The sequence below is a fragment of the Streptomyces sp. NPDC057939 genome (genome assembly GCF_042887545.1).
Classification (GTDB): domain Bacteria; phylum Actinomycetota; class Actinomycetes; order Streptomycetales; family Streptomycetaceae; genus Streptomyces.
On sequence record NZ_JBHVPG010000031.1, the window covers coordinates 41,799 to 63,550 of the forward strand.

The 21,752-nt window shown below is 73.4% G+C and carries 15 protein-coding genes; 7 read left to right on the forward strand and 8 right to left on the reverse strand.

What is annotated here, in order from left to right; all coding sequences use genetic code 11:
• Nucleotides 1–110 precede the first annotated feature (110 nt).
• The 5 genes from pelF (at nt 111) to moeZ (ending at nt 5,879) form a co-directional block, all read left to right on the forward strand.
• Nucleotides 111–1,739: a GT4 family glycosyltransferase PelF gene (gene pelF / locus ACFVS6_RS28085; RefSeq protein WP_389708053.1), complete on the forward strand. Its 1,629-nt coding sequence runs from the start codon at nt 111–113 to the stop codon at nt 1,737–1,739.
• Complete coding sequence (locus ACFVS6_RS28090) at nt 1,736–2,773, forward strand: hypothetical protein (RefSeq protein ID WP_389708055.1); 1,038 nt, start codon at nt 1,736–1,738, stop codon at nt 2,771–2,773. The genes pelF and ACFVS6_RS28090 overlap by 4 nt, the downstream gene beginning before the upstream one ends.
• A gap of 98 nt (nt 2,774–2,871) precedes the next feature.
• Nucleotides 2,872–3,867 carry an NAD-dependent epimerase/dehydratase gene (locus ACFVS6_RS28095; protein ID WP_389708057.1) on the forward strand — a complete coding sequence of 332 codons (996 nt, stop codon included), beginning with the start codon at nt 2,872–2,874 and terminating at the stop codon, nt 3,865–3,867.
• On the forward strand, nt 3,855–4,619 hold the full coding sequence (locus ACFVS6_RS28100) for a spherulation-specific family 4 protein (RefSeq protein ID WP_389708059.1): 765 nt from the start codon (nt 3,855–3,857) through the stop codon (nt 4,617–4,619). The genes ACFVS6_RS28095 and ACFVS6_RS28100 overlap by 13 nt, the downstream gene beginning before the upstream one ends.
• Nucleotides 4,620–4,700: 81 nt before the next feature.
• Entirely contained in the window at nt 4,701–5,879 is a 1,179-nt protein-coding gene (gene moeZ / locus ACFVS6_RS28105; protein ID WP_281209676.1) for an adenylyltransferase/sulfurtransferase MoeZ, read from the forward strand.
• A gap of 110 nt (nt 5,880–5,989) precedes the next feature.
• Here the strand turns inward: moeZ and ACFVS6_RS28110 are convergent, their stop codons facing one another.
• The 7 genes from ACFVS6_RS28110 to ACFVS6_RS28140 all read right to left on the reverse strand — a co-directional run bounded on the left by ACFVS6_RS28110 (nt 5,990) and on the right by ACFVS6_RS28140 (nt 16,914).
• The gene (locus tag ACFVS6_RS28110) at nt 5,990–7,585 is read right to left on the reverse strand and encodes an alpha/beta hydrolase (protein WP_389708061.1); all 1,596 of its coding nucleotides are present in this window, start codon (nt 7,583–7,585) and stop codon (nt 5,990–5,992) included.
• 86 nt (nt 7,586–7,671) lie between these two features.
• Nucleotides 7,672–9,051 (reverse strand): protoporphyrinogen oxidase, encoded by a 1,380-nt coding sequence (gene hemG / locus ACFVS6_RS28115; RefSeq protein WP_389708063.1) that lies wholly within the window; start codon nt 9,049–9,051, stop codon nt 7,672–7,674.
• A gap of 61 nt (nt 9,052–9,112) precedes the next feature.
• Nucleotides 9,113–10,303: a TIGR04053 family radical SAM/SPASM domain-containing protein gene (locus ACFVS6_RS28120; RefSeq protein WP_389708064.1), complete on the reverse strand. Its 1,191-nt coding sequence runs from the start codon at nt 10,301–10,303 to the stop codon at nt 9,113–9,115.
• Complete coding sequence (narI, locus tag ACFVS6_RS28125; protein ID WP_389708066.1) at nt 10,300–11,025, reverse strand: respiratory nitrate reductase subunit gamma; 726 nt, start codon at nt 11,023–11,025, stop codon at nt 10,300–10,302. Before narI ends, ACFVS6_RS28120 begins: the two co-directional genes overlap by 4 nt.
• Nucleotides 11,025–11,741 (reverse strand): nitrate reductase molybdenum cofactor assembly chaperone, encoded by a 717-nt coding sequence (gene narJ / locus ACFVS6_RS28130; protein WP_389708068.1) that lies wholly within the window; start codon nt 11,739–11,741, stop codon nt 11,025–11,027. The genes narI and narJ overlap by 1 nt, the downstream gene beginning before the upstream one ends.
• Complete coding sequence (gene narH, locus ACFVS6_RS28135; protein WP_389708070.1) at nt 11,738–13,258, reverse strand: nitrate reductase subunit beta; 1,521 nt, start codon at nt 13,256–13,258, stop codon at nt 11,738–11,740. Before narH ends, narJ begins: the two co-directional genes overlap by 4 nt.
• A gap of 5 nt (nt 13,259–13,263) precedes the next feature.
• Nucleotides 13,264–16,914, reverse strand: a complete 3,651-nt coding sequence (locus ACFVS6_RS28140; protein ID WP_389708072.1) for a nitrate reductase subunit alpha — start codon at nt 16,912–16,914, stop codon at nt 13,264–13,266.
• A gap of 290 nt (nt 16,915–17,204) precedes the next feature.
• Here ACFVS6_RS28140 and ACFVS6_RS28145 point away from each other — a divergent pair, with 290 nt between their 5' ends.
• Both ACFVS6_RS28145 and ACFVS6_RS28150 read left to right on the forward strand, forming a co-directional pair.
• Complete coding sequence (locus ACFVS6_RS28145; protein WP_389708073.1) at nt 17,205–17,945, forward strand: YwiC-like family protein; 741 nt, start codon at nt 17,205–17,207, stop codon at nt 17,943–17,945.
• Nucleotides 17,946–17,986: 41 nt separating this feature from the next.
• Entirely contained in the window at nt 17,987–18,577 is a 591-nt protein-coding gene (locus ACFVS6_RS28150; RefSeq protein ID WP_389708075.1) for an HD domain-containing protein, read from the forward strand.
• A 120-nt stretch (nt 18,578–18,697) separates the two neighbouring features.
• Here the strand turns inward: ACFVS6_RS28150 and ACFVS6_RS28155 are convergent, their stop codons facing one another.
• On the reverse strand, nt 18,698–21,679 hold the full coding sequence (locus tag ACFVS6_RS28155) for a YbhN family protein (protein WP_389708077.1): 2,982 nt from the start codon (nt 21,677–21,679) through the stop codon (nt 18,698–18,700).
• Nucleotides 21,680–21,752: the final 73 nt, after the last annotated feature.

Below are 21,752 nucleotides of genomic sequence, written 5' to 3' on the forward strand. Positions count from 1 at the left end.
GCGCGACGGACAACCGTCCGTCGCGCCTTCGGCATATCCGCTTGAGTTCTTCCGCGGCGGGTCGCCGGGCCGACGGCGACCCCCTGAACGGGAGATCGGGGGTGCCACTCGTGCGGATCGCACTGCTCACGGAAGGCGGTTATCCGTATGCGGCCGGAGAGGCGAGGCTGTGGTGCGACCGGCTCGTGCGCGGTCTCCCGCAGCACGAGTTCGAGCTCTACGCGCTGAGCCGCAGCGCCCGTCAGGAGGAGCACGGCCGCGTCCGGCTCCCCGACCACGTCACCCGCGTCCGGACCGCCCCGCTGTGGGCCCCCGCGGACGACGGGCGCACCCACTCCCGCCGCGAACGGCGCCGCTTCACCGAAGCCTTCGGGGAACTGGTCCGGGGCGTCTGCGCCGGCGAGGGCGAGCCCTTCGCCACCGGGCTCTACGACCTTGCCGAACTCGCCCGCGACCAGGGCGGGATGTACGCCGCCCTGCGCTCCGAGACGGCCGTGCGCACGGTCGAGTCCGCCTGCCGGTCACGCGGCGCGGCCCGCGCCGTCCAACTGGCACAGGTCCCGGACCTGCTGGAGTTCGTCGACGAACTGGAACGGGCGCTGCGCCCGCTGTCCCTCGACTGGTACGAGGACGGCGACGAGGGCCTCGGCGCGGTCGACGTCTGCCACGCCGCCGCCGGCGGGGTCGCGGCGCTCCCCGGCCTGCTGGCCAAACGCTTCTTCGGGGTCCCGCTCCTGGTCACCGAGTACGGGGTGCAACTGCGCTCCCACTACCTGGCCGACACCGACGACACCCGGCCCGCGCTCCGCGCCCTGCTCGCCGCCTTTCACACCCGGCTCGCCGGCGAGATCTACGCCCGGGCCGACCTGCTGACCCCCGGCAACGCCCACGCCCGCCGCTGGCAGGAGCGCTGCGGCGCCCCCCGCGACCGGCTGCGCACCGTCTACCCGGGGATGGAGGCGGACCGATTCGCCGCCGTCGGCGAGGAGCCGGACTGCGGCGACCCCGACACCCTGGTGTGGGTCGGCAGGGTCGACCCGGCCAAGGACCTGATCGCCCTGCTGCACGCCTTCGCCGAGGTCCGCCGGGCCGCCCCGCGGGCCCGGTTGCGGATCTTCGCCACGGCCGTCGCGCCCGGCGCCGCGGCCCTCGGCTACCTCGCCGACTGCCGTTCGCTGGCCGCGCAGCTCTTCCCCGACGAGGCCGCCGACGCCCGCACGGTGGGGGAGAGCCCCGTCACCTTCGAGGAGGTCGGCGGTCCCGAGGCGCCCACTCCCGCCGACGCGTACGGAGCCGGACGGATCGTGGTGCTGTCCTCGGTGATCGAGGGGTTCCCCATCACCCTCGCCGAAGCCATGTTCTGCGGCCGGGCCACCGTCTCCACCGACGTCGGCGCCGTCCGCGAGGTCATCGGCGGCACCGGGCTCGTCGTCCCGCCCCGCAACCCCCGCGCCCTCGCCGACGCCTGCCTCGCGCTGCTGGGCGAACCCGAACGGGCCCAGCGGCTGGGCTCGGCCGCCCGGGCCCGCGCCCTCGAACTGTTCACCGTCGAACAGAACGTCACCGCCTTCCAGGACATCTACCTGCGGCTGCTGGCCCGCGGCTCCGCCCGGCCCGACGGGGAGATCCCCTTCGAGCAACCCGCGGAAGCCCGGGTCCCCGGCCACTGGACCACCCCCACCTGGGCGGCACCCGGTTCCACCGGCGGCGCCTCCGGGATCACGGAGGCCACCGCGTGACCACCCTCGACCACGGCCCCCTCGCGAGCGACGCGCACGGCCCCGGCGGCGCACCCACGGCGCCGATCGCACCCGGCGCACCGGCCGCGAAGCCCGCGGCCGAAACGGGCCCCGGCCCCGCCGCCCCCCGCCCCCTCACGGGACCCGACGGCCAGGACCCGCGGGCGCCCCGGCGGCGGACCGCCGCCGGGGACCCCGTCAAGTCGCTGCTGCACCGCCACCGGGAACTCTGCGAGCGGGCCGTCGACCCGCTGGAGATCGCCGCCGGACTCGAAGCGCACGGCATCACCGACCGCACCGCGGCCCGGTTCCGCCACCGCGACGTCTTCTCCCTCGCCGAGGAGCTGTACGCCCGCACCCCCCGGGACGAGGCCCGCCCCGCTCCGACCGCGCCGGCGCCGGCCGCCCGGGCGGCGTCCGGGCGCACCCTGCGCGGAGTCGGGTACTCCCTGCTGCCCGGAGCCGTCGCGGTGGGCGCGGCCGCCACCGGGACGCCGTGGGCGGGCCCCCTCGCGGCGCTCGTCACCGCCGGGGCCCTGGTCCTGCCCGGGCGCGCCGCCGGCGGCCGGTTCCCCTGGGTCGCCCACCTGGTCGGCGCGGCCGCCGTAGGCTGGGCCGTGCACCGGCACGGACCCGCCCTCGGTGCCGCCCTCGCCCTCGCCGTCGCCCCCGGACACCTGGCCGGTCTCCTCTTCGCGGCCGGCGCCCGCCGCCGGCTCGCCGCCAGCCGGGCCCTGGATGACTTCGCCGACGGGGCGCGGCCCCTGCTCGCCGGGACCCTCCTGCTGTTCACCGCGGCCGCCACGGGGGCGGCCGCGGTGATCGGAGCCCCCCTCGCGGCGGCCGTGCCGCTCGCGGTGCTGCTGTTCCTGGCCCGTCTGCTGCTCGGCCACGGCGCCCACCGCGCACCCGTGGCCGTGGCTCTGGCCCTCGCCCTGGTCCCGGACCCGGCGGTGGTGACGGCCGCCGCGGCGGGACTCCTCGTACACGCCTTCCTCGCGCTGTCCCGGGCCTCGGCCCACGCGCGTCCCTGAGCTTCGGAGCCGACGCCGGAGCGCCGTATCCCCTACCGAACCCCACCACCAAGGAGAAACAGGATGACCGGCCAGCCAAACAACCAAGGGGCGGCGCGATGAGGGTGCTGCTGATCGGAGCCAACGGGTACCTCGGCCGCTACGTCGCGGACCGACTGCTCGCCGACCCCGCCGTCCAGCTCACCGCCCTCGGCCGCGGGGACGACGCCGACGTCCGCTTCGACCTCGCCACGGGCAGCCCCGGCGCGCTCACCCGCTTCCTCGACGCCGTCCACCCGGGCGTCGTCATCAACTGCGCGGGCGCCACCCGCGGCGGCGCCCGGGAACTCACCCGGCACAACACCGTCGCCGTCGCCACCATCTGCGAGTCGTTGCGCCGCAGCGGCTGCGGCGCCCGGCTCGTCCAACTCGGCTGCGCCGCCGAGTACGGGCCCAGCCAGCCCGGTTCGTCCACGGCCGAGGACGCCGTGCCGAGACCCGGCGGGCCGTACGGCGTCAGCAAGCTGGCCGCCACCGAGCTCGTCCTCGGATCCGGGCTGGACGCCGTGGTCCTGCGGATCTTCTCGCCCGTCGGCCCCGGCACCCCCGCCGGCTCCCCGCTCGGCCGGCTCGCCGAGGCCATGCGGCGCGCCATGCAGTCCGGGGACGGCGAGCTCAAGCTGAGCGGCCTCGGCGTGCAGCGCGACTTCGTCGACGTACGGGACGTCGCCCGGGCCGTGCACGCCGCCTCGCTGTCCGCGGCGCAGGGCGTCGTCAACATCGGCACCGGCCGCGCGGTCCGGCTGCGCGACGCCGCGGCCGTCCTCGCCCGGGTCGCCGGGTACGGGGGCGCCCTGCACGAACTCGACCTGCCCCAGCAGCACGGGCACCCCGGCCGGCCGCCGGGACTCGCGGCCATCGGCTCGCCGCGCTCCGAGGCGACCGCCGAGCAGCTCGCCGGGACCGCCCCGCAGCCCTACCCGTACCCGGACGGCTGCGGCGCCTGGCAGCAGGCCGACGTGCGCACCGCCCGCGACCGGCTCGGCTGGCGGCCGCGCATCAACCTGGAGGAATCCCTGGCGGACATCTGGATGGAGGCGGCGTGCCGCATCTGACCACGCCGCCCGGAAGCCCGGCGGCGGCCGCGACCGGGGCCGGCCGCCTCGGTCTCGGCGCCCCGGGCTATGCCCATCCCCTGCTGGCCCCCGTCGAATGGGCCGAGCTCACCCGGCCCGGGACGCCCCTGCACTGGGCGGTCCTCAACGTCACGGAGGGTCCGGGAGGGCGCCCCGACCCGCACTGCGGTGACGCGGCCGCGAAGCTGCGGGCCCCGGGGGCCGGGGGGCCCCGCCTCCTCGGGCATCTCGCGATGCGAGACGGTTCGCGGCCCTTCGCGGAGCTGATCGCCGACGCGCACCGGTTCCGCGACTGGTACGGGGTGGGCGGCTTCTACCTCGCCGACGTGCCCGCCGACCGGTCGGAACTGGCCTTCGTCCGCCGGGTCGCGGACACGCTGCGCGGGCTCGGCGAGGACCTGCTCATCGTCCTCGGGCACGGCACCCACCCGTACGCGGGCTACGCGGAGGCCGCCGACCAGCTGGTCACCTTCTCCGGGGCCTGGGCCGACTACCGCTGGTCGCAGGTGGCGGAGTGGACGGCCGAGCATCCGCCGGAGCGGTTCTGCCACCTCGTCCACGGGGTGCCCCGCACCCACCTGGAGGAGGCCGTCCGGATCGCCCGCTGGCAGGGCGCCGGGACGGTCTGGCTGACCGACCGGCGGGGGGCCGGCGATCGGGACCCGTGGGCCTCGATGCCCGGGTACTGGGACGAAATCGTCTCGCGGATCGGGACGAGTGTCTCGGAATGAAGTGGAGCGTGGCAGTGTTACGGGACATAACTAGCCTTTGATGCTCCCCGTGACCGCGGGGATGACCCGCCTGGAGCCCCCGTGTCGCTGCCACCCCTGGTAGAGCCAGCTGCTGAGCTCACCGTTGACGAGGTCCGTCGGTACTCCCGTCACCTGATCATCCCCGATGTCGGGATGGACGGGCAGAAGCGCCTGAAGAACGCCAAGGTGCTCGCGGTGGGCGCCGGCGGCCTCGGTTCGCCCGCCCTCATGTACCTGGCCGCGGCCGGCGTCGGCACGCTGGGCATCGTGGAGTTCGACGAGGTCGACGAGTCGAACCTGCAGCGCCAGATCATCCACAGCCAGGCGGACATCGGCCGTTCGAAGGCCGCGTCGGCGCGCGACAGCGTGCTGGGCATCAACCCTTACGTCAACGTGGTCCTTCACGAAGAGCGGCTCGAAGCCGAGAACGTGATGGAGATCTTCAGCCAGTACGACCTCATCGTCGACGGCACGGACAACTTCGCCACCCGTTACCTGGTCAACGACGCCTGCGTGCTGCTGAACAAGCCGTACGTGTGGGGTTCGATCTACCGCTTCGACGGCCAGGCCTCGGTCTTCTGGTCCGAGCACGGACCGTGCTACCGCTGCCTGTACCCGGAGCCGCCGCCGCCGGGCATGGTCCCGAGCTGCGCCGAGGGCGGCGTGCTGGGCGTGCTCTGCGCGTCCATCGGGTCCATCCAGGTCACCGAGGCCATCAAGGTCCTCACGGGCGTGGGCGAGCCGCTGGTCGGCCGCCTGATGATCTACGACGCCCTGGAGATGCAGTACCGCCAGGTCAAGGTCCGCAAGGACCCCGACTGCGCGGTGTGCGGTCCGAACGCGACCGTCAAGGAGCTCATCGACTACGAGGCCTTCTGCGGCGTCGTGTCGGAGGAGGCCCAGGAGGCCGCCGCGGGTTCGACGATCACTCCCAAGCAGCTCAAGGAGTGGATCGACAACGACGAGCCGATCGAGATCATCGACGTCCGCGAGATCAACGAGTACGAGATCGTCTCGATCCCCGGCGCGAAGCTGATCCCGAAGGGCGAGTTCCTGATGGGCACGGCCCTCCAGGACCTGCCTCAGGACAAGCGCATCGTCCTGCACTGCAAGACGGGTGTCCGCAGTGCGGAGGTCCTCGCCGTCCTGAAGTCCGCGGGCTTCGCCGACGCGGTGCACGTCGGTGGCGGCGTCATCGGTTGGGTCCACCAGATCGAGCCCGAGAAGCCGATCTACTAGGACGACCGGGGAGACCCAGGTCCCCGAAACGCCCCGACGGGGCCGTACCGCGTCCGCGCGGTACGGCCCCGTTCGCGTTCCCGGGGTCCCGGGGTCAGGGTGTGCGGGGCTCAGGTGCTCTCCGAGGCCTGCGGTCCGTCGGGGGTCTTCGTGGCGTCCGGGACCGCCGTGCAGACGGAGTTGGCGGTCGGCACCTTCCCGTCCAACAGGTAGCCGTTCACCGCCTTCTGCACGCAGGGGTCGCCGCTGTTGTAGGCGCCGTGCCCCTCGCCCTTGTACGTCAGTTCCACGCCCACGCCCTCGCCGAGCCGCTCCACCATCTTGCGGGCCCCCTCGTACGGGGTCGCCGGGTCTCCGGTGTTGCCGATCACCAGGATCGGGGCGGAGCCGGGGGCGGAGACGTCCGGGGTCTCCCAGGCGCCCGCCACGGGCCAGTCGGTGCAGCTCAGCATGGCCCAGCCGAGGAAGTCACCGAAGACGGGCGACGCCGCACGGAACTCCGGGAGCTTGGCCCTGGTCTGCTCCAGGGTGTAGCGCTCCTTGGAGTCGGCGCAGTTGATGGCCGTGTTCGCGGCCATGATGTTGCTGTAACGGCCTTGCTGGTCACGCCCGTTGAGGGAGTCCGACAGTGCCATCAGCAGCTGGCCCTGGCCGCCCTCCGCCTCGTCGAGGCCCTGCTCCAGCAGCGGCCACAGCTCCTTGGAGTACAGGGCCTGCGCGATGCCGTTGGTCGCCGCGCTCTCCGTGAGCTGCCGGTCGCCGATGCCCGCGATGGGCTTGGCGGCCAGCGACTTCTGGAGCTTGATGACGTTCTCCTCGATCTCCTTGGCGGTGCTGCCCTGGAGCAGGCAGGCGTCGCCCCGGTCCACGCAGTCCTGCGCGAAGTTGCCGAGGGCGAGCTGGAATCCCTTGGCCTGGCCGAGCGAGCCCTGTTCGGAGGTCTGCGTCGGGTCCACGACGGCGTCGAAGACGGCCCGGCCGACGTTCTTGGGGAAGAGGTGCGCGTAGACCCCGCCGAGTTCGGTGCCGTAGGAGATGCCGAAGTAGTTCAGCTTCTCGTCGCCGAGGGCCTGACGGATCCGGTCCAGGTCGCGCGCGGCGTTCTCGGTGCCGACGTAGGGCAGGACCTGGCCCGAGTTCGCCCGGCAGGCCTTCTGGTACTCCTTGATGCTGTCCAGGTACGCCTTCTCCTGCGCGGGGGTGGTCGGGGAGGAGTCCTGGGCGTAGTACGCGTCCAACTGCTTGTCGGTCTCGCACCGGACGGGGGCGCTGTCGCCCACGCCCCGGGGGTCGAAGCTGACCAGGTCGTACCGGTCGCGCAGGGCCTCGAACTCCTTGGCCGCGCCGGGGAGGGTGGCGATGCCGGAGCCGCCCGGACCGCCGAAGTTGAAGACGAGCGAGCCGATCCGGTTCTTCTGGTCCCGGGCCTTGGCGCGGATCAGCGCGATCGGGATCGTCTCGCCCCCGGGGTCCGCGTAGTCCAGCGGCACGTCGAGGGTGGCGCACTGCCAGTCCTTGGCGGGCGCCGGGCCACCGCCCTGGAGGGCGGTGGGGGCTTCGCACTCGCCCCACTTGAGGGGCTTGACGTCGCCGGAGCCGTCGGCGCCGGGTTTCTTCGTGCCGCCCCCGTCGGAACAGGCGGCGGTGGTGAGCAGCGCGGCGGCGAGGGCGGCGGCAGCGGCGTTCCGCAGGGCGTTTCTCGGCATGTTCCCCATCCTGCGGGGGTCGTGGCCGCTCCGCCCGCGCCGTGGGCCGTTCGGGGGTCCGGCGGCCCGTCCTGCCGGCACCGGCGTCAGTCGTCGGCCAGGACCTCCTTCGCGGCGTTGCGGCCCGTCGCCACGCAGGCCGCGACGCCCACGCCCTCGTAGGCCGCCCCGCACACCGCGATGCCGGGCAGCTTCCCGACGGCCTCGCGGATCCGCGTCACCCGTTCCCGGTGGCCGACGCCGTACTGCGGCAGGCCCCGGTCCCAGCGGGTCACGCGGGCGGCGAGCGGTTCGCCCATCGGTCCCACCGCGTGGTGGAGTTCGGCGATGGCGGTGCGCACCAGGTGCCGGTCGGGCCGGTCCAGCAGTTCGTCCTCGCCGATCCGACCGATGGAGGCGCGGAGCACGAACACCGAGGGGGCCGAGTCGTGCAGCCAGGCCCACTTGTTGGACAGGAACGAGGCGGCCTTGATCGTGTGGCCGTCCACGGCCGGGACGAGGAACCCGTTGCCCTGCGGCAGGAAGTGGGACCGGGCCCGGGAGAAGGCCATGGTGACGACGGCGGTCGAGGCGTGCGGGATGGCCGCCAGTTCCTCCTCGGCGAGGGGGGAGTGGGGTCGCAGCAGTTCGGCGGCTGCGAAGGCGGGGAGCGCGAGGATCACGGCGTCGGCGTCCATCGTCAGCGGGCCGTCGGAGGTCATCGCCTGTACGCGCCAGCCGCCGCCCGGCAGGCGGTGCAGGGAGCGGGCCGTCGTACCGGTGAGGATGCGCGCGCCGCACGCCCGCGCCACGGCCTGCGGGAAGCGGCCCGTGCCGCCGGCCACGCCCTGGACGGCCACCGCGGCCGAGCGGGGCGCGCCCGCGGCCCGCATCCGGCGCAGGGCGGGCAGCAGCGGGGCGCCCTGTTCGGCGAGGGCCGCGATCCGGGGCATCGCGGCGCGCAGCGAGAGCCGGTCCGCGCGGCCGGCGTAGACGCCGCCCAGCAGCGGCTCGACCAGCCGGTCGACCGCCTCCTGGCCGAGGCGGGCGCCGAGGTAGGCGCTGACCGAGCAGTCCTCGGTGAGCGGGGCGGCCGGGAGGGTCTCCTCCGACGCGGCGCGTCGGACGCCCTCCGGGGAGAGCAGTCCGGTGCCGATCAGGGCGGCCGGGTCGGTGGGTATGCCCATCACGTGTCCGGCGGGCAGCGGACGCAGGGCGCCGTCGGTCCAGATGGTGGTGGGGGACTGGGCCGGGTCGCGCAGGGCGTTGCCGAGCCCGACGGCCGCGGCCAGTTCCACGGCCTCGGGCCGCAGCGCCATCAGTGATTCGGCGCCCTCGTCGACGGTGATGCCGGCGATGGTGCCCGTGCGCAGCTTGCCGCCGACCCGGGCCTGTCCTTCCAGGACGGTGACGTCCGCGCGACCGCGCAGCTGCCAGGCGGCCGCCAGACCGCTGATGCCGCCACCGACGACGATCACTGAACGCATTGTCTTCTCCTGCGGCCGTGGACGATATGTTCCCATTTGAAACATATGGGACGGGTGGGGCTCAGCGCATCGTGCTTTCGGTCAGGGCCGCCACGTCCCCCGGGTACGGGAAGCTGCCCGGCTCGTACGCGCAGTACGGATCGGCCGCCAGCACGTCCCCGGTGGTGCCGTACGCCCGCGACCGCGAGCCCCCGCACACCGCCTTGTACTCGCACGCCCCGCAACGGCCGCGCAGCAGCGCCGGATCGCGCAGCTCGGTGAACAGCCGCGACTCCCGGTAGACCGAGGCCAGCGTGCGGTCCTTGACGTTGCCGCCGGACAGCGGCAGGAAGCCGCTCGGGTGCACCTCGCCGGTGTGCGAGACGAAGACGAAGCCGCGCCCCGAGGAGACGTCCATCGGGGCCCGGCGCACGGCCCGCCGCGCGCCCTCGAAGAACCCGAGGTCGTCGGCGCGTGCGCGCAGCCGCTCGTACAGCGGGCCGAGGTCGGGGCGCTCGCCGCGCGCGTCGAGCACGGTCCGCTGGAGCGCGACCCGGCGGAAGTGGTGGCCCTCCGTCGTCTTGGTGGCCATCACCGCGCCGCAGTCGTGGAGGAAGTGCAGCACGTCCTCGATCTCCGCCGGGGTGAGCGGGTCCAGGTCCCGCGCGCGGCCGGTCGGCACCAGGAGGAAGCCGGACCACAGCATCGCGCCCTCGCGCCGTACGAGGGCCGCGATGTCGGCGAGGTCCTCCAGACTCTCACGCGAGACCGTCGTGTTGACCTGCACCTTCATGCCCAGTTCGCGGGCTGCCCGCCAGCCCTCCAGGGTCCGCTCGTACACGCCGGGGACGCCCCGGAAGGCGTCGTGCCGGGCGGCGGTGGAGGCGTCCAGCGACAGCGACAGCGCCACCGCGCCGGCGTCCCGGACGGCTTCCAGGTTCTCCCGGGTCAGGGTCGGGGTCCCCGAGGGGGAGACGGCGACCCGCAGCCCGAGCGAGGTCCCGTACGCGATCAGATCCGTGAGGTCGGCGCGCTGGAAGGGGTCCCCGCCGGTGATCACGAACAACGGGCCGGGCCGGCCGAAGGCGGCGCTCTGGTCCATCACCCGGCGCGCGTCCGCCCCGTCGAGCTCGCGCGGGTCGCGCGCCGTCAGCGCCTCGGCCCGGCAGTGCAGGCAGGCCAGCGGGCAGGCCCGGGTGGCCTCCCAGATGACCAGGAACGGACGTTCGGCAACCGCGTGCCGGGGCCGGCGCACGACGGTGGGCGGCCTCATGACAGCCGCTCCCAGCCCCGCCTCTGCGGGCGGTTCGCCGTCTGCCGGGGATCGCGCCGCCGGTAGACCACGTAGGGCCGGGCCAGGTACTTCAGCGGCGCGGAGAACATGTGCACCAGCCGCGAGTACGGGATCAGCGCGAACAGGGTGAGGCCGAACAGGACGTGCAGCTTGAAGACCAGCGGGGAGCCGGCCATCAACCCGTATTCGGGGGTGAGGGTGAACAGGCTGCGGAACCAGACCGAGACGCCCTCGCGGTAGTTGTATCCGCCGGTCCGCCCGGTCGAGTTGAGGAGGGTGGCGGTCAGCCCGAGGGCCATCGCTCCGAGCAGGAACGTGTACATCAGGTGGTCGCCGCGCAGGGTCGCCCGGCGGACGGCCGGGACCTTGAACCGCCGGTACACCAGGATCCCGATGCCCGTGGCGGCCGCGACGCCCGCGACGGCCCCGGTGGAGACGGCGAGGAGGTGGTAGGCGTGGTCGCTCAGCCCGAGGGCGTCGGTCCAGTCCATCGGGACGAGCAGGCCCACGACGTGGCCCAGGACGACGAAGAGCATGCCGAAGTGGAAGAGCGGGGAGCCGATCCGCAGCAGCCGGGACTCGTGCGACTGCGAGGAGCGGGTGGTCCAACCGAACTGGTCGTACCGGGCCCGCCAGACGGTCCCCGCGACGAGCAGGGCGATCGAGACGTACGGCAGCACGCCCCACAGGAGGAGGTCCATCAGGCCGTCTTCCTTCCGGTGGTGGGCCAGGGGAGGTCGGCGGTCCGGCCGGGCGGGAAGCCGCCCGCGAGCACCGCCGGGAAGTCGGCCGGGAGGTCCTGCGGCGGATCGATGCCCGGCCCGAATGGTTCGAGGGCCGAGCCCGCGCCCACCAGCTCCTGCGGCGGCCCGTTGCGCGCCAGCGCCTTCGCCGCCGCCCGGGTCTGCGGCGAGGTGCCGGGCAGGGTGGTGCAGACGGCCTCCAGGACCCGGGCGTACGGGGACCCGGACTCGGTGAGCGCGAGGCGCAGGAGCTCCAGCCCGGCCCGGTGCTCCTGGAGCAGCTCGGTACCGGCCTCCTCCCGCAGCGCCGCGAACTCCAGGGCCACCGGCAGGAAGTCGGGGAGCTCCTCGCCGGCGAACTCCAGGCCGAAGTCCCGGTAGATCCGCTTGAGTCGGACGAGGGACAGCCCCCGCCGGCGGGTGTCGCCGTCGGTCCACCAGGTCAGGTACAGGCAGCGCCGGTTGCGGGTGTCGAACGTGGAGGTGTACTCGGCGCACAGTTCGATCGGCCGCAGCCGTTCGGTGTGGTCGAGGAACGCTCCGAGCAGCGCGGCCGGTTCGGCGGGTGCCCCGGCGAGGGCCGCCCGGAGCCGGGGGAGCTCGTCGTGGAAGTGCTCGCCCGGGTACTGCAGGACGCAGCCGGCGACCAGGCGTACCAGGCCATGGGGGTTCACGAACTCCTCCTGGTGGGACTGAGGTTGAGCATCACGCGGGGCTGCGCGGGCTCGCCCACGGGGCAGCCGGCGTCGAGCGGGTGGGTGTCGGCGAGCGCGTCCGCCTCGGGGCGGGCGGCCGTGGGGACCACGTACCGGTCCTCGATCTTGGCGATGGCCAGCAGCCGGAACATGTCCTCCATCTCGTGGCCGGTCAGCCCGACCGCGGCGGCGATGGACTCGTCCTTCGGCTCGCCGAGGTTGATCTTCCGCATGTAGGCCCGCATGGCCGCCATCCGGCGCAGCACCGCCTCGACGGCGTACGTGTCGCCCGCCGTGAGGATCGCCGCCAGGTACTCGACGGGGATGCGCAGCGCGTCGATCGCCCCGAACAGGTTGCCCGCGTCCTCGCCGTCGCTGCCGGTGGCGGCGACCGCCTCGACGACGGGGGACAGCGGGGGGACGTACCAGACCATCGGCATGGTGCGGTACTCCGGATGGAGGGGGAGCGCGACCTGGTAGGTGGCGATCAGGTCGTACACGGGGGACTCGCGGGCCGCCTCCAGCCACTCGTCGGTGATGCCGGCCTCGCGGGCGGCCGCGGCCACGGCCGGGTCGTGGGGGTCGAGGAAGCAGTCCAGCTGGGCGGGGTACAGGTCGTGCTCGTCCTCGACGGCCGCGGCCCGCGCGACCGCGTCGGCGTCGTACAGCATCACGCCGAGGTAGCGCATCCGGCCCACGCAGGTCTCGGAGCACACGGTGGGCATCCCGACCTCGATGCGCGGGAAGCAGAACGTGCACTTCTCGGCCTTGCCGGTGTGGTGGTTGAAGTAGACCTTCTTGTAAGGGCAGCCCGTCACGCACATCCGCCAGCCGCGACAGCGGTCCTGGTCGACGAGGACGATGCCGTCCTCCTCGCGCTTGTACATCGCGCCCGAGGGGCAGGACGAGACGCACGCCGGGTTCAGGCAGTGCTCGCAGATCCGCGGGAGGTAGAACATGAAGCTCTGCTCGAACTCGAAGCGGATCTTCTCGCCCACCTCGTCGCGGATCTTCTCCACCATCGGGTCCCTCGGCGCGTGCGCGGGGGCGCCACCGAGGTTGTCGTCCCAGTTCGGGCCCCATTCGATCGTGTCGATGGGCTCGCCGGTGATCTGGGAGACGGGCCGGGCCGTGGGCATGTCGTCGCCGGCCGGGGCCTCGGTGAGGTTCTTGTACTCGTAGGTCCACGGCTGGTAGTAGTCGTCGATCCCCGGCAGGTCCGGGTTCGCGAAGATCTTGCCCAGCTTGGCGAGGCGCCCACCGGCCCGCAGCCGCAGCCGGCCGGAGCGGGTGCGCTCCCAGCCGCCCTTCCACTTCTCCTGGTCCTCCCAGCGGCGCGGGTAGCCCTGGCCGGGGAGGGTCTCCACGTTGTTGAACCAGACGTACTCGGTGCCCTGCCGGTTGGTCCACGCCTGCTTGCAGGTGACCGAACAGGTGTGGCAGCCGATGCACTTGTCGAGGTTCATGACCATCGCGATCTGTGCCATGACGCGCATGCGGATCAGTACTCCACCTTCTGGTCGCGGCGGCGGATGACCGTCACCTCGTCGCGCTGGTTCCCGGTCGGGCCGAGGTAGTTGAAGGCCCAGGTCAGTTGGGCGTAGCCGCCGATCAGGTGGGTGGGCTTGAGCATCACCCGGGTCAGCGAGTTGTGGATGCCGCCGCGGCGGCCGGTCTTCTCCGTCTTCGGGACGCCGACGGTCCGCTCCTGCGCGTGGTTCATGTAGACCGTGCCGGGCGGCATCTTGTGGGAGACGATCGCGCGGGCGGTGACCACGCCGTTGCGGTTGACCGCCTCGATCCAGTCGTTGTCCGCGACACCGATCGCCTCGGCGTCCTGCGGGGACATCCACACGGTCTGACCGCCCCGGCCGAGCGTCATCATGTACAGGTTGTCCTGGTACTGGCTGTGGATCGCCCACTTGTTGTGCGGTGTCAGGTAGCGGACGGCGACCGTCTTCCCGTCGACGACGCCCAACTCGGGCTCCCCGTAGAGGGTGTGCATGTTCAGCGGCGGCTTGTAGACGGGGAGGGACTCCCCGACCTCGTGCAGCCAGTCGTGGTCGATGAAGAAGTGTTGGCGGCCGGTGAGGGTGTGCCAGGGCTTGAGGTGCTCGGTGTTCACGGTGAAGGCCGTGTAGCGGCGCCCGCCGGCCTCGGAGCCCGACCACTCGGGCGAGGTGATCACCGGGACCGGACGGGCCTGCGTGTCCGCGAAGGTGATCCGCTTGCCCTCGGCCTCGGCGGCCAGGTGCGCCATGTGCGTGCCGACCTGCTTCTCCAGCGTCTCGAACCCCTGGGTCGCCAGCCGTCCGTTGGAGGTGCCGGACAGGGAGAGGATCGCCTCGCAGGCCCGCCGGGCCGTGTCCAGACGCGGACGGCCGTCCGCGACACCACCCCTGACCAGGCCGTTCTTCTCGCCGAGGTAGGTGACCTCCTCGGCGACGTCGTAGGTGATGGCCTTCGTCGTCACGCCGAGCCGGTCCACGAGCGGGCCGAGCGCGGCGAACTTCTCACCGACCGCCCCGTAGTCCCGCTCGACGACCGTCAGGTTGTACATGGTTCGACCGGGTACGGGCGGGCACTCGCCCTTCGACCAGTCCAGGGCCACCCCGCCGGGCTGGGCCATCTCGCCGCCCGCCGTGTCGTGCTGGAGCGCGGTCGCGACGAGGTCCTTGCGGACGCCGAGCCGGGGCCCGGCCAGCTCGCCGAAGCGGCGGGCGATCGCGAGGAAGGCGTCGTAGTCGGAACGGGCCTGCCAGGGCGGGTCCACGGCCGGGGTGAACGCGTGCAGGAAGGGGTGCATGTCCGTCGAGGACAGGTCGTGCTTCTCGTACCAGGTCGCCGCCGGGAGGACGACGTCCGACAGCAGCGTCGTGGACGTCATCCGGAAGTCCATGGACATCAGCAGGTCCAGCTTCCCCTCGACGTCCGCCTCCCGGTACGTGACGTCCCTCGGCTCGCAACGCGGGCCGTCGTCGGGGAGGTTGGAGTGGGTGCCCAGGAGGTGCTTGAGAAAGTACTCGTTGCCCTTGGAACTGGAACCGAGGAGGTTGGCCCGCCACACGTTCAGCACCCGCGGCCAGTTGCGCGGGGCGTCCGGGTCCTCGCCGGCGAAGCCCAACGTGCCGTCCTGGAGCCGACGAACCGTTTCGGCAACCGGGTCCTCGGCCTCCGCGAGCTCCAGCGGGTTGCGGTCGAAGGTCGGGTACGACGGCATCCAGCCCATGCGGGCGCTCGCGGCCAGGCAGTCCGCGCCGGTCATCCCCGCGAAGGCGCCCGACGCGAGCGGCGAGGCCAACGCCTCGGCGGGCAGGGTGTCGTAGCGCCACTGGTCGGTGTGCAGGTAGAACCAGGCCGCGCCGATCATCTGGCGCGGCGGCCGAGACCAGTCGGAGGCCGCGGCCAGGGTGGCCCAGCCCGTGACCGGACGGCACTTCTCCTGGCCGACGTAGTGCCCCCAGCCGCCGCCGTTGCGGCCCTGGCAACCGGTGAGGGTGAGCAGCGCCAGGAAGGACCGGTAGATGGTCTCCGAGTGGAACCAGTGGTTGGTGCCGGCGCCCATCAGGATCATGCAGCGCCCGCCGGAGCTCTCCGCCGTCCGCGCGAACTCCCGAGCCACACGGGCCGCCTGGGCGGCCGGCACCGACGTCAGCGACTCCTGCCAGCCGGGGGTGCCGGGCTGCGAGGCGTCCTCGTACCCGGTGGGCCACTCGCCGGGCAGGCCCGGGCGGCCGACCCCGTACTGCGCCAGCATCAGGTCGAAGACCGTGGTGACGAGGCGGTCACCGAGCCGCCGCACGGGCACCCCGCGCCGCACGGTCCCGCCCCGCTCGTCGTCCTCGAAGCGCGGCAGGACGATCTCGGCGCTCCCGCCCTCCCCGAGGAGCGAAAGCCGGGGCACGGTGTCCCCGAGGTCCAGGTTCCACTCGGGCGTCTCGTTCTTCCCCCAGCGGTGCCCGAGGGTGCCGTTCGGCACGACGGGCTCACCGGTGACGTCGTCGACGAGGACGGTCTTCCACTCGGCGTTCTCGGTGTCCTGCCCCAGGTCGGCGGCCGTGACGAACTTGCCCGGAACCAGGCCCCGTTCGGTCTCCGTCAGCGAGACCAGGAACGGCAGGTCGGTGTACCGGCGGACGTAATCGGTGAAGAAGGGGGTCTCCTTCTCCACGAAGAACTCCTTGAGGACGACGTGCCCCATCGCCAGGGCCAACGCCCCGTCCGTTCCGGGGTGCGGATGCATCCACTCGTCGGCGAACTTCGTGTTGTCCGCGAAGTCCGGGGAGACGGTGACGACCTTCTGGCCCCGGTAGCGGGCCTCCGTCATCCAGTGCGCGTCCGGAGTACGGGTCACGGGGACGTTCGAGCCCCACATCATCAGGTACGCCGCGTCCCACCAGTCGCCCGACTCGGGCACGTCCGTCTGGTCGCCGAACACCTGCGGCGAGGCCACCGGGAGGTCGGCGTACCAGTCGTAGAAGCTCAACATCGGGGCGCCGATGAGCGAATGGAAGCGGGCGCCCGCCGCGTGCGAGGCCATCGACATCGCCGGGATCGGCGAGAAGCCGGCGACCCGGTCCGGACCGTGCTCCGCGATGGTGTGCACGTGCGCGGCCGCGATGATCTCGGTCGCCTCCTCCCAGCCGGCGCGCACCAGACCGCCCTTGCCGCGCGCCCGCTGGTACGCCCGCCGACGCTCCGGATCACCCTGGATGTCGGCCCACGCCGCGACCGGATCGCCCAGGCGCGCCTTGGCCTCGCGGTACATCTCCAGCAGCGTGCCGCGCACGAGCGGGTACCGGACCCGGGTGGGGGAGTAGGAGTACCAGGAGAACGAGGCACCGCGCGGGCAGCCGCGCGGTTCGTACTCGGGGCGGTCCGGACCGACGGACGGGTAGTCGGTGGCCTGGGTCTCCCAGGTGATGATCCCGTCCTTGACGAACACCTTCCAGCGGCAGGAACCCGTGCAGTTCACACCGTGCGTGGAGTGCACGACCTTGTCGTGGCTCCACCGGTCCCGGTAGAAGGCCTCGGCCGCGCGGCCGCCCGTCCGGTGCACCGTGCGCAGGTCGTCGGACACCTCGGCGCGGGTGAAGAAACTGCCCGCCCTGACGAGCGACTCGACGGCGTTCGGCTGCGGCTGCTCCTCCACGGGCTCCAAGCCCTTCCGAGGACCCTGGCTCTTCCGAGGGCCCTGGCTCTTCTGACGCTCGTGCACAACGACCCTCCGGGGCGGGAAACGGGACGGAACGGACCCCGCAACGACGCTACGCCCGCCGCGCCCGCGAACCCGGTGACAAAGGTCCCGTCCACCCGTGACCTCCTTCCACACTTTCCCGGGCCCGGCGGGTCCACCCTGGAGGGGACCCCAACTGCGCTGGGTCGTGGGCGAATCGCGCCGCGGGCGCATCGGTCGGAGCGCGGCGACAGGAGGAGGGCCGGGTGGTGGCAGCCGTCGGGTACCGCTGGATCCCCGATCAGCACGGAGCCTGGGCGATGCTGGTCGTGCCCTTCCTCGCGGGCACCTTCCTCGCGCCCCGGCCCGGACCGGAACACGTCCTGCTCCTCGCCGCCTGGCTGCTCGGGTACGCCGCCGTCTTCCACGCCCAGCAGTGGCTGCGGCTGCGGGCGCGCGGCCTGCGCTCGGCCGCCCGGCACGGCCGGCCGGCCGTGGTCCTCGGCGCCGCCGCCGCGGCGGCGGCCCTGCCGCTGGTGCTCCTGAACCCCTGGCTCCTGATCGCGGGCGCGGCGGCCGCGCCCTTCGTCGCGGTGAACACCCGGTACGCGGTGCGGGGTCGGGAACGGGCCCTGGTCAACGGCCTCGTTGCGGTGGTCCCGGCCTGCGGCATGCTGCTGGTAGCGGCCCGCCTCGGCGGCGCGGACCCCGCGACCGACTGGCGCCCCGCCCTGGCCTGCCTGCTCTACTTCGCGGGTACCGTGCCGTACGTCAAGACGATGATCCGCGAGCGCCGCTCCCGGGCGTACCGGCGCGGCTCGATCGCCTACCACGCGGTGGCGCTGGCCGCGGCGAGCGCACTGTCCCCGTGGCTGGCCCTGCCCTTCACCGCCTGCCTCGTCCGCGCGGCCGTCCTCCCGGGCCGCGGTCTGAGGCCCCCGCTGGTCGGCGCGGTGGAACTCGCCCTCTCGGCCGCCCTCCTGACCACCCTGCTCCTGGCGTTCTGAGGGGCGCGCACGCCCGCCGCCGCCGGGGCTATCCTGCGCCGATGTCTCCAGCCGATGCCCTCTCACACGCCCTGGAATCCGACGCCGAACCCGCCCTGAGGCCGCTGCCGCCGGTGGTGGCCGACCTGCTGCGCTCCCTCGACGCCCCTCCCCGGCTCGCCGCCCACCTGAGGGCCGTCCACGACGTGGCGTGGCAGCTCACCGAATGGGTCCGCGACCGGTGCCCGGACCTCGCCTTCGACCGGGAGGCCGTGCTCTTCGGGGCCGCCACCCACGACATCGGCAAGACCCTGTACCCGGAGGAACTGTCCGGACCGGGCTCGGCCCACGAGGAGGCCGGCCGGATCCTGCTGTTGGAGCGCGGCTTCCCCGCGGAACTCGCCCGGTTCGCCGGTACCCACGCCTCCTGGGCGGCGCCCGGCGTGCTGACGGAGGACCTCCTGGTCAGCACCGCCGACAAGGTGTGGAAGGACAAGCGGGTCCCGGAGCTGGAGGACCTCCTCGTCAGCCGGCTCAGCGGGGCGACCGGACGGCCCCCGTGGGAGGAGTACCTCGCGCTCGACACCCGGCTCGAACGGATCGGTGAGGGCGCCGGCCCGAGGCTCGCGTTCCAGGCGGCCTTCCCCCTCTGAGCCGCGCACGCGGCCGGGCCCGACCGGTTCCCCCGGCCGGGCCGGGCGGGGGAACCGGTCGGGGGTTCCAGGATCGCCCCCCCGGGCGCCCCCGGACCGGACCCCCCCCGGAGCGCTTCCCTAGATCGCTTCCTTGCGGGTCAGGAAGTTGAACGAGATCCAACCCGGCAGGACCGGCAGCCAGAAGGTCATCGTGCGGAACAACAGCACCGCCGAGATGGCGATGTCGCGGTCCAGGCCCGCGGCGACCAGACCGACCACGAGCGCGGCCTCCACCGCGCCGATGCCGCCCGGGGTCGGCGCCGCCGAGCCCAGGGCGTTGCCGGCCAGGAAGACCACGGCGATGCTCGCGTAGCTGATGTCCTCGCCGCCCCCGACGGCCCGGATCGAGGCGTCCAGGCACAGGACGAAGCAGCCGGTCAGCAGCAGCATGCCGCCGATCCCGGTCAGCAGCTTCTGCGGCCGCTGGAGGACGTCGAGCATGCGCGGGACGACACCCGCGAACAGGGCCCGAACCCGGGTCACGACGAACTTCCGCAGGAACGGGACCGCCGTCACGACCAGCACCAGGACCGCCACCGTCAGCAGACCCGCGATGACCGCCCGGGACGGCGTCATCTCCGGGGTCTTCTCGGTACCCGTCAGGTAGCCGAACGCCAGCAGCAGCAGGACGTGACTGGCCAGCCCGAACAGCTGCGAGGCGCCGACGCTCGCCACCGCCAGGCCCGGCCGGATCCCGGCCCGCTGGAGGAAACGGGTGTTCAGCGCGACACCGCCGATCGCGGCGGGCGCCACCAGCTTCACGAAGGAGCCCGCCACCTGCGCGACCACCGTCCGCAGGAACGACACCCGCTCCGGGACGAACCCCAGCAGGCTCATCGCGGCGGCGAAGTAGCTGAGCGCCGAGAACGCCAGCGCCGCCCCGACCCAACCCCACTGGGCGTTCGCGACGATGGCCCCGAGTTGCAGGTCGGCGATCTGCGACAGCAGGAAGTACGCGGCGAACGCGGCCGCGATGAAGGACACCAGCGTGCGCGGCCGGATCCGTTCCAGCCGGGCGGGCTCCACCGGCGCCTGCGGCCGGATGAGCAGCACCTGGCGGCGGATCTGGCTGAGCAGGTCCTCCTCGCGCGCCTCCTCCATGGCATCGTCCAGCGCCCGCTTCTCGGCCTTGCGCTCGGCCGCCGGGCTGGTCGACGCCGCGGCCTGCTCCGCGCCGGCCTCGCGCTCCGCCTTCGCGACCCGCGAGGACTCCAGCACGGCCTCCCGCTCCCGGGCCGCCCGTTCCCGCGCGAGCCTGCGCAGCGTCGAGCGGGTGGAGCGGCTCAGCGCGATCGGCTGGAGCAGCGGCAGACAGTCCGCCACCGCGTCGGGCCCGAGCACCGAGACCGCCGAGGCCACCGACCGCTCCGGACCGACCCGCAGGCCCAGCGTCGTCAGCAGCTGCGCGATGTCCATGCGCAGCACCAGGTCACCGGCCGCGATCTCGCCGCCGCGGAGGTCGGTGAGGATGACCTTGCCGGAACGATCCACCACCAACGCGTCCCCCGTGAGCCGGCGGTGCGCGATGCGCCGCGACTGGAGGGCCCGTACCTGCTCCCACGCGTTGCGGGACAGTTCGTCCGTGATCTCCTCGTCGGACAGCGCGTCCAGGCTCCGACCGCCCAGGTGCTCGTAGACGAGCATCACGGCGTCCGGACCCAGCTCGGAGGTGGCGATCAGCTTCTGCGCGTTCGCCCCGGCCGCGATGGCCGCGTAGGCGAGCAGGGCCTCCTGCTCCAGGGCCTGGCGCAACGACTGGATGCTGCGCCGCGTGGTGATCCCGCGCAGGGTCAGCCGCCGCCACACCCGGTAGAAGAACCCCTGGGCCTGCTGCTCGCGGTCGACGACGGTGACGTCCAGCGCGGGCCCGTCCTCCAGGGTGACGTGGTAGCGCCGCCCCCGGTCCCCGACCTCGGCGCCGTCCCCGTCGGGCGCCTCGGCGCGCATCGCGCTGACCGGCTGGAAGCCGACCCGGCGCAGTCCGGCGAGGAGGTTCTGCCCGGTCGGCCGCACGTTCGGCGAGCCGACCGCGTACAGGGTGCCGTACGCGACGCTCCAGCCGATGAGCACCGTCAGGATGATCGAGAAGGGGGTGGTGTAGCCGCTGACCAGCATCGCGAAGGCGTCCAGCAGCAGCACCACCCACAGGGCGACCCGCCAGCGCGGCCGCCGGGTCATCCCGACGGCCGTCATGTACGCGATCACGGGCGCGAGGTAGCCGTGCACCGGATCGGTGAGGGCCCCGGCGACCCCGGTGGGTCGGGTGAGGGCGTCCTGGACGGTGGCGGAGGCTGCCTGGGAGACCCACAGGTCGGTGGCGAGGGTGACTCCGTGCGCGAGGACCGCGGCGAGGACGCCGTCGGCGATGCGCAGTCCGTCGCGTTTGATCAGGCGCTCGATGGCGAACGCCACCGGGACCAGCAGCACCGCGATGGAGGACACCAGACCCGCGACCTTGATCAACAGGTCGGGCGCCTGACCGGTGCCCTTGGTGATGTCCTGCTCCAGGCCCGCGGTGGTGGCGTGGGCGAAGGCGGCGATGGCGAGGACGACGGCGATGCCGAGGACACCGGCGAGCAGGCGTACGAGGTCGGAGGGCCGGTGCACGCGGGCGGCGAGCAACGGCTCGTCCACCTCGACGCGGTCGGCGGCCGTGGGCTTGTGACCGGGAGGGTCGTCGGGGTGCGCGTCGTCGGACCGGGTGTCGTCCTGCCGGGCGTCGGCGGAGGTGTCGGTTCGGGCGTCTTGGGCTCGGGCGCCGGCGGCTCGGGCGCCGGCGGGGTGTGCGGCACCGCCCGGGCTCGCCGCGACGGCGGCGGTGCCGGCGTCCGCGCCCGCGTCGGGGCGTGCCTCGGCGAGGGCGGCGGTGTCCGGGCCGGCGTCCGGACCGGGGCCGCGGCGTTTGCCCGCTTCCCCGCCGTCACCGGCGCGGCCGCCTCGACGACGGCCCTTGCCGCGGCCCTTGCGGCCGCCCCGGCCCGCGCCCGGCGTACTGCCGTCCGGAGGGCTCACACCCTGCTCCTTCGCCGTCACATCCGTCTCTTCTTGATCACGTATCACCAGTCACCGCCCGGAAGATGGTGGCACGGACCGACGGTCGGCAGGGGCAGCAGGGTGCGCGCCGGTATGGAAC

What these genes read in the sequence shown, in the direction of transcription:
- ACFVS6_RS28150 (WP_389708075.1), top strand. Translation starts at nt 17,987, where the DNA reads ATGTCTCCAGCCGATGCCCTCTCACACGCCCTGGAATCCGACGCCGAA.
- hemG (WP_389708063.1), bottom strand. Translation starts at nt 9,051, where the DNA reads ATGCGTTCAGTGATCGTCGTCGGTGGCGGCATCAGCGGTCTGGCGGCC.
- narI (WP_389708066.1), bottom strand. Translation starts at nt 11,025, where the DNA reads ATGGACCTCCTCCTGTGGGGCGTGCTGCCGTACGTCTCGATCGCCCTG.
- ACFVS6_RS28110 (WP_389708061.1), bottom strand. Translation starts at nt 7,585, where the DNA reads ATGCCGAGAAACGCCCTGCGGAACGCCGCTGCCGCCGCCCTCGCCGCC.
- ACFVS6_RS28095 (WP_389708057.1), top strand. Translation starts at nt 2,872, where the DNA reads ATGAGGGTGCTGCTGATCGGAGCCAACGGGTACCTCGGCCGCTACGTC.
- narH (WP_389708070.1), bottom strand. Translation starts at nt 13,258, where the DNA reads ATGCGCGTCATGGCACAGATCGCGATGGTCATGAACCTCGACAAGTGC.
- ACFVS6_RS28120 (WP_389708064.1), bottom strand. Translation starts at nt 10,303, where the DNA reads ATGAGGCCGCCCACCGTCGTGCGCCGGCCCCGGCACGCGGTTGCCGAA.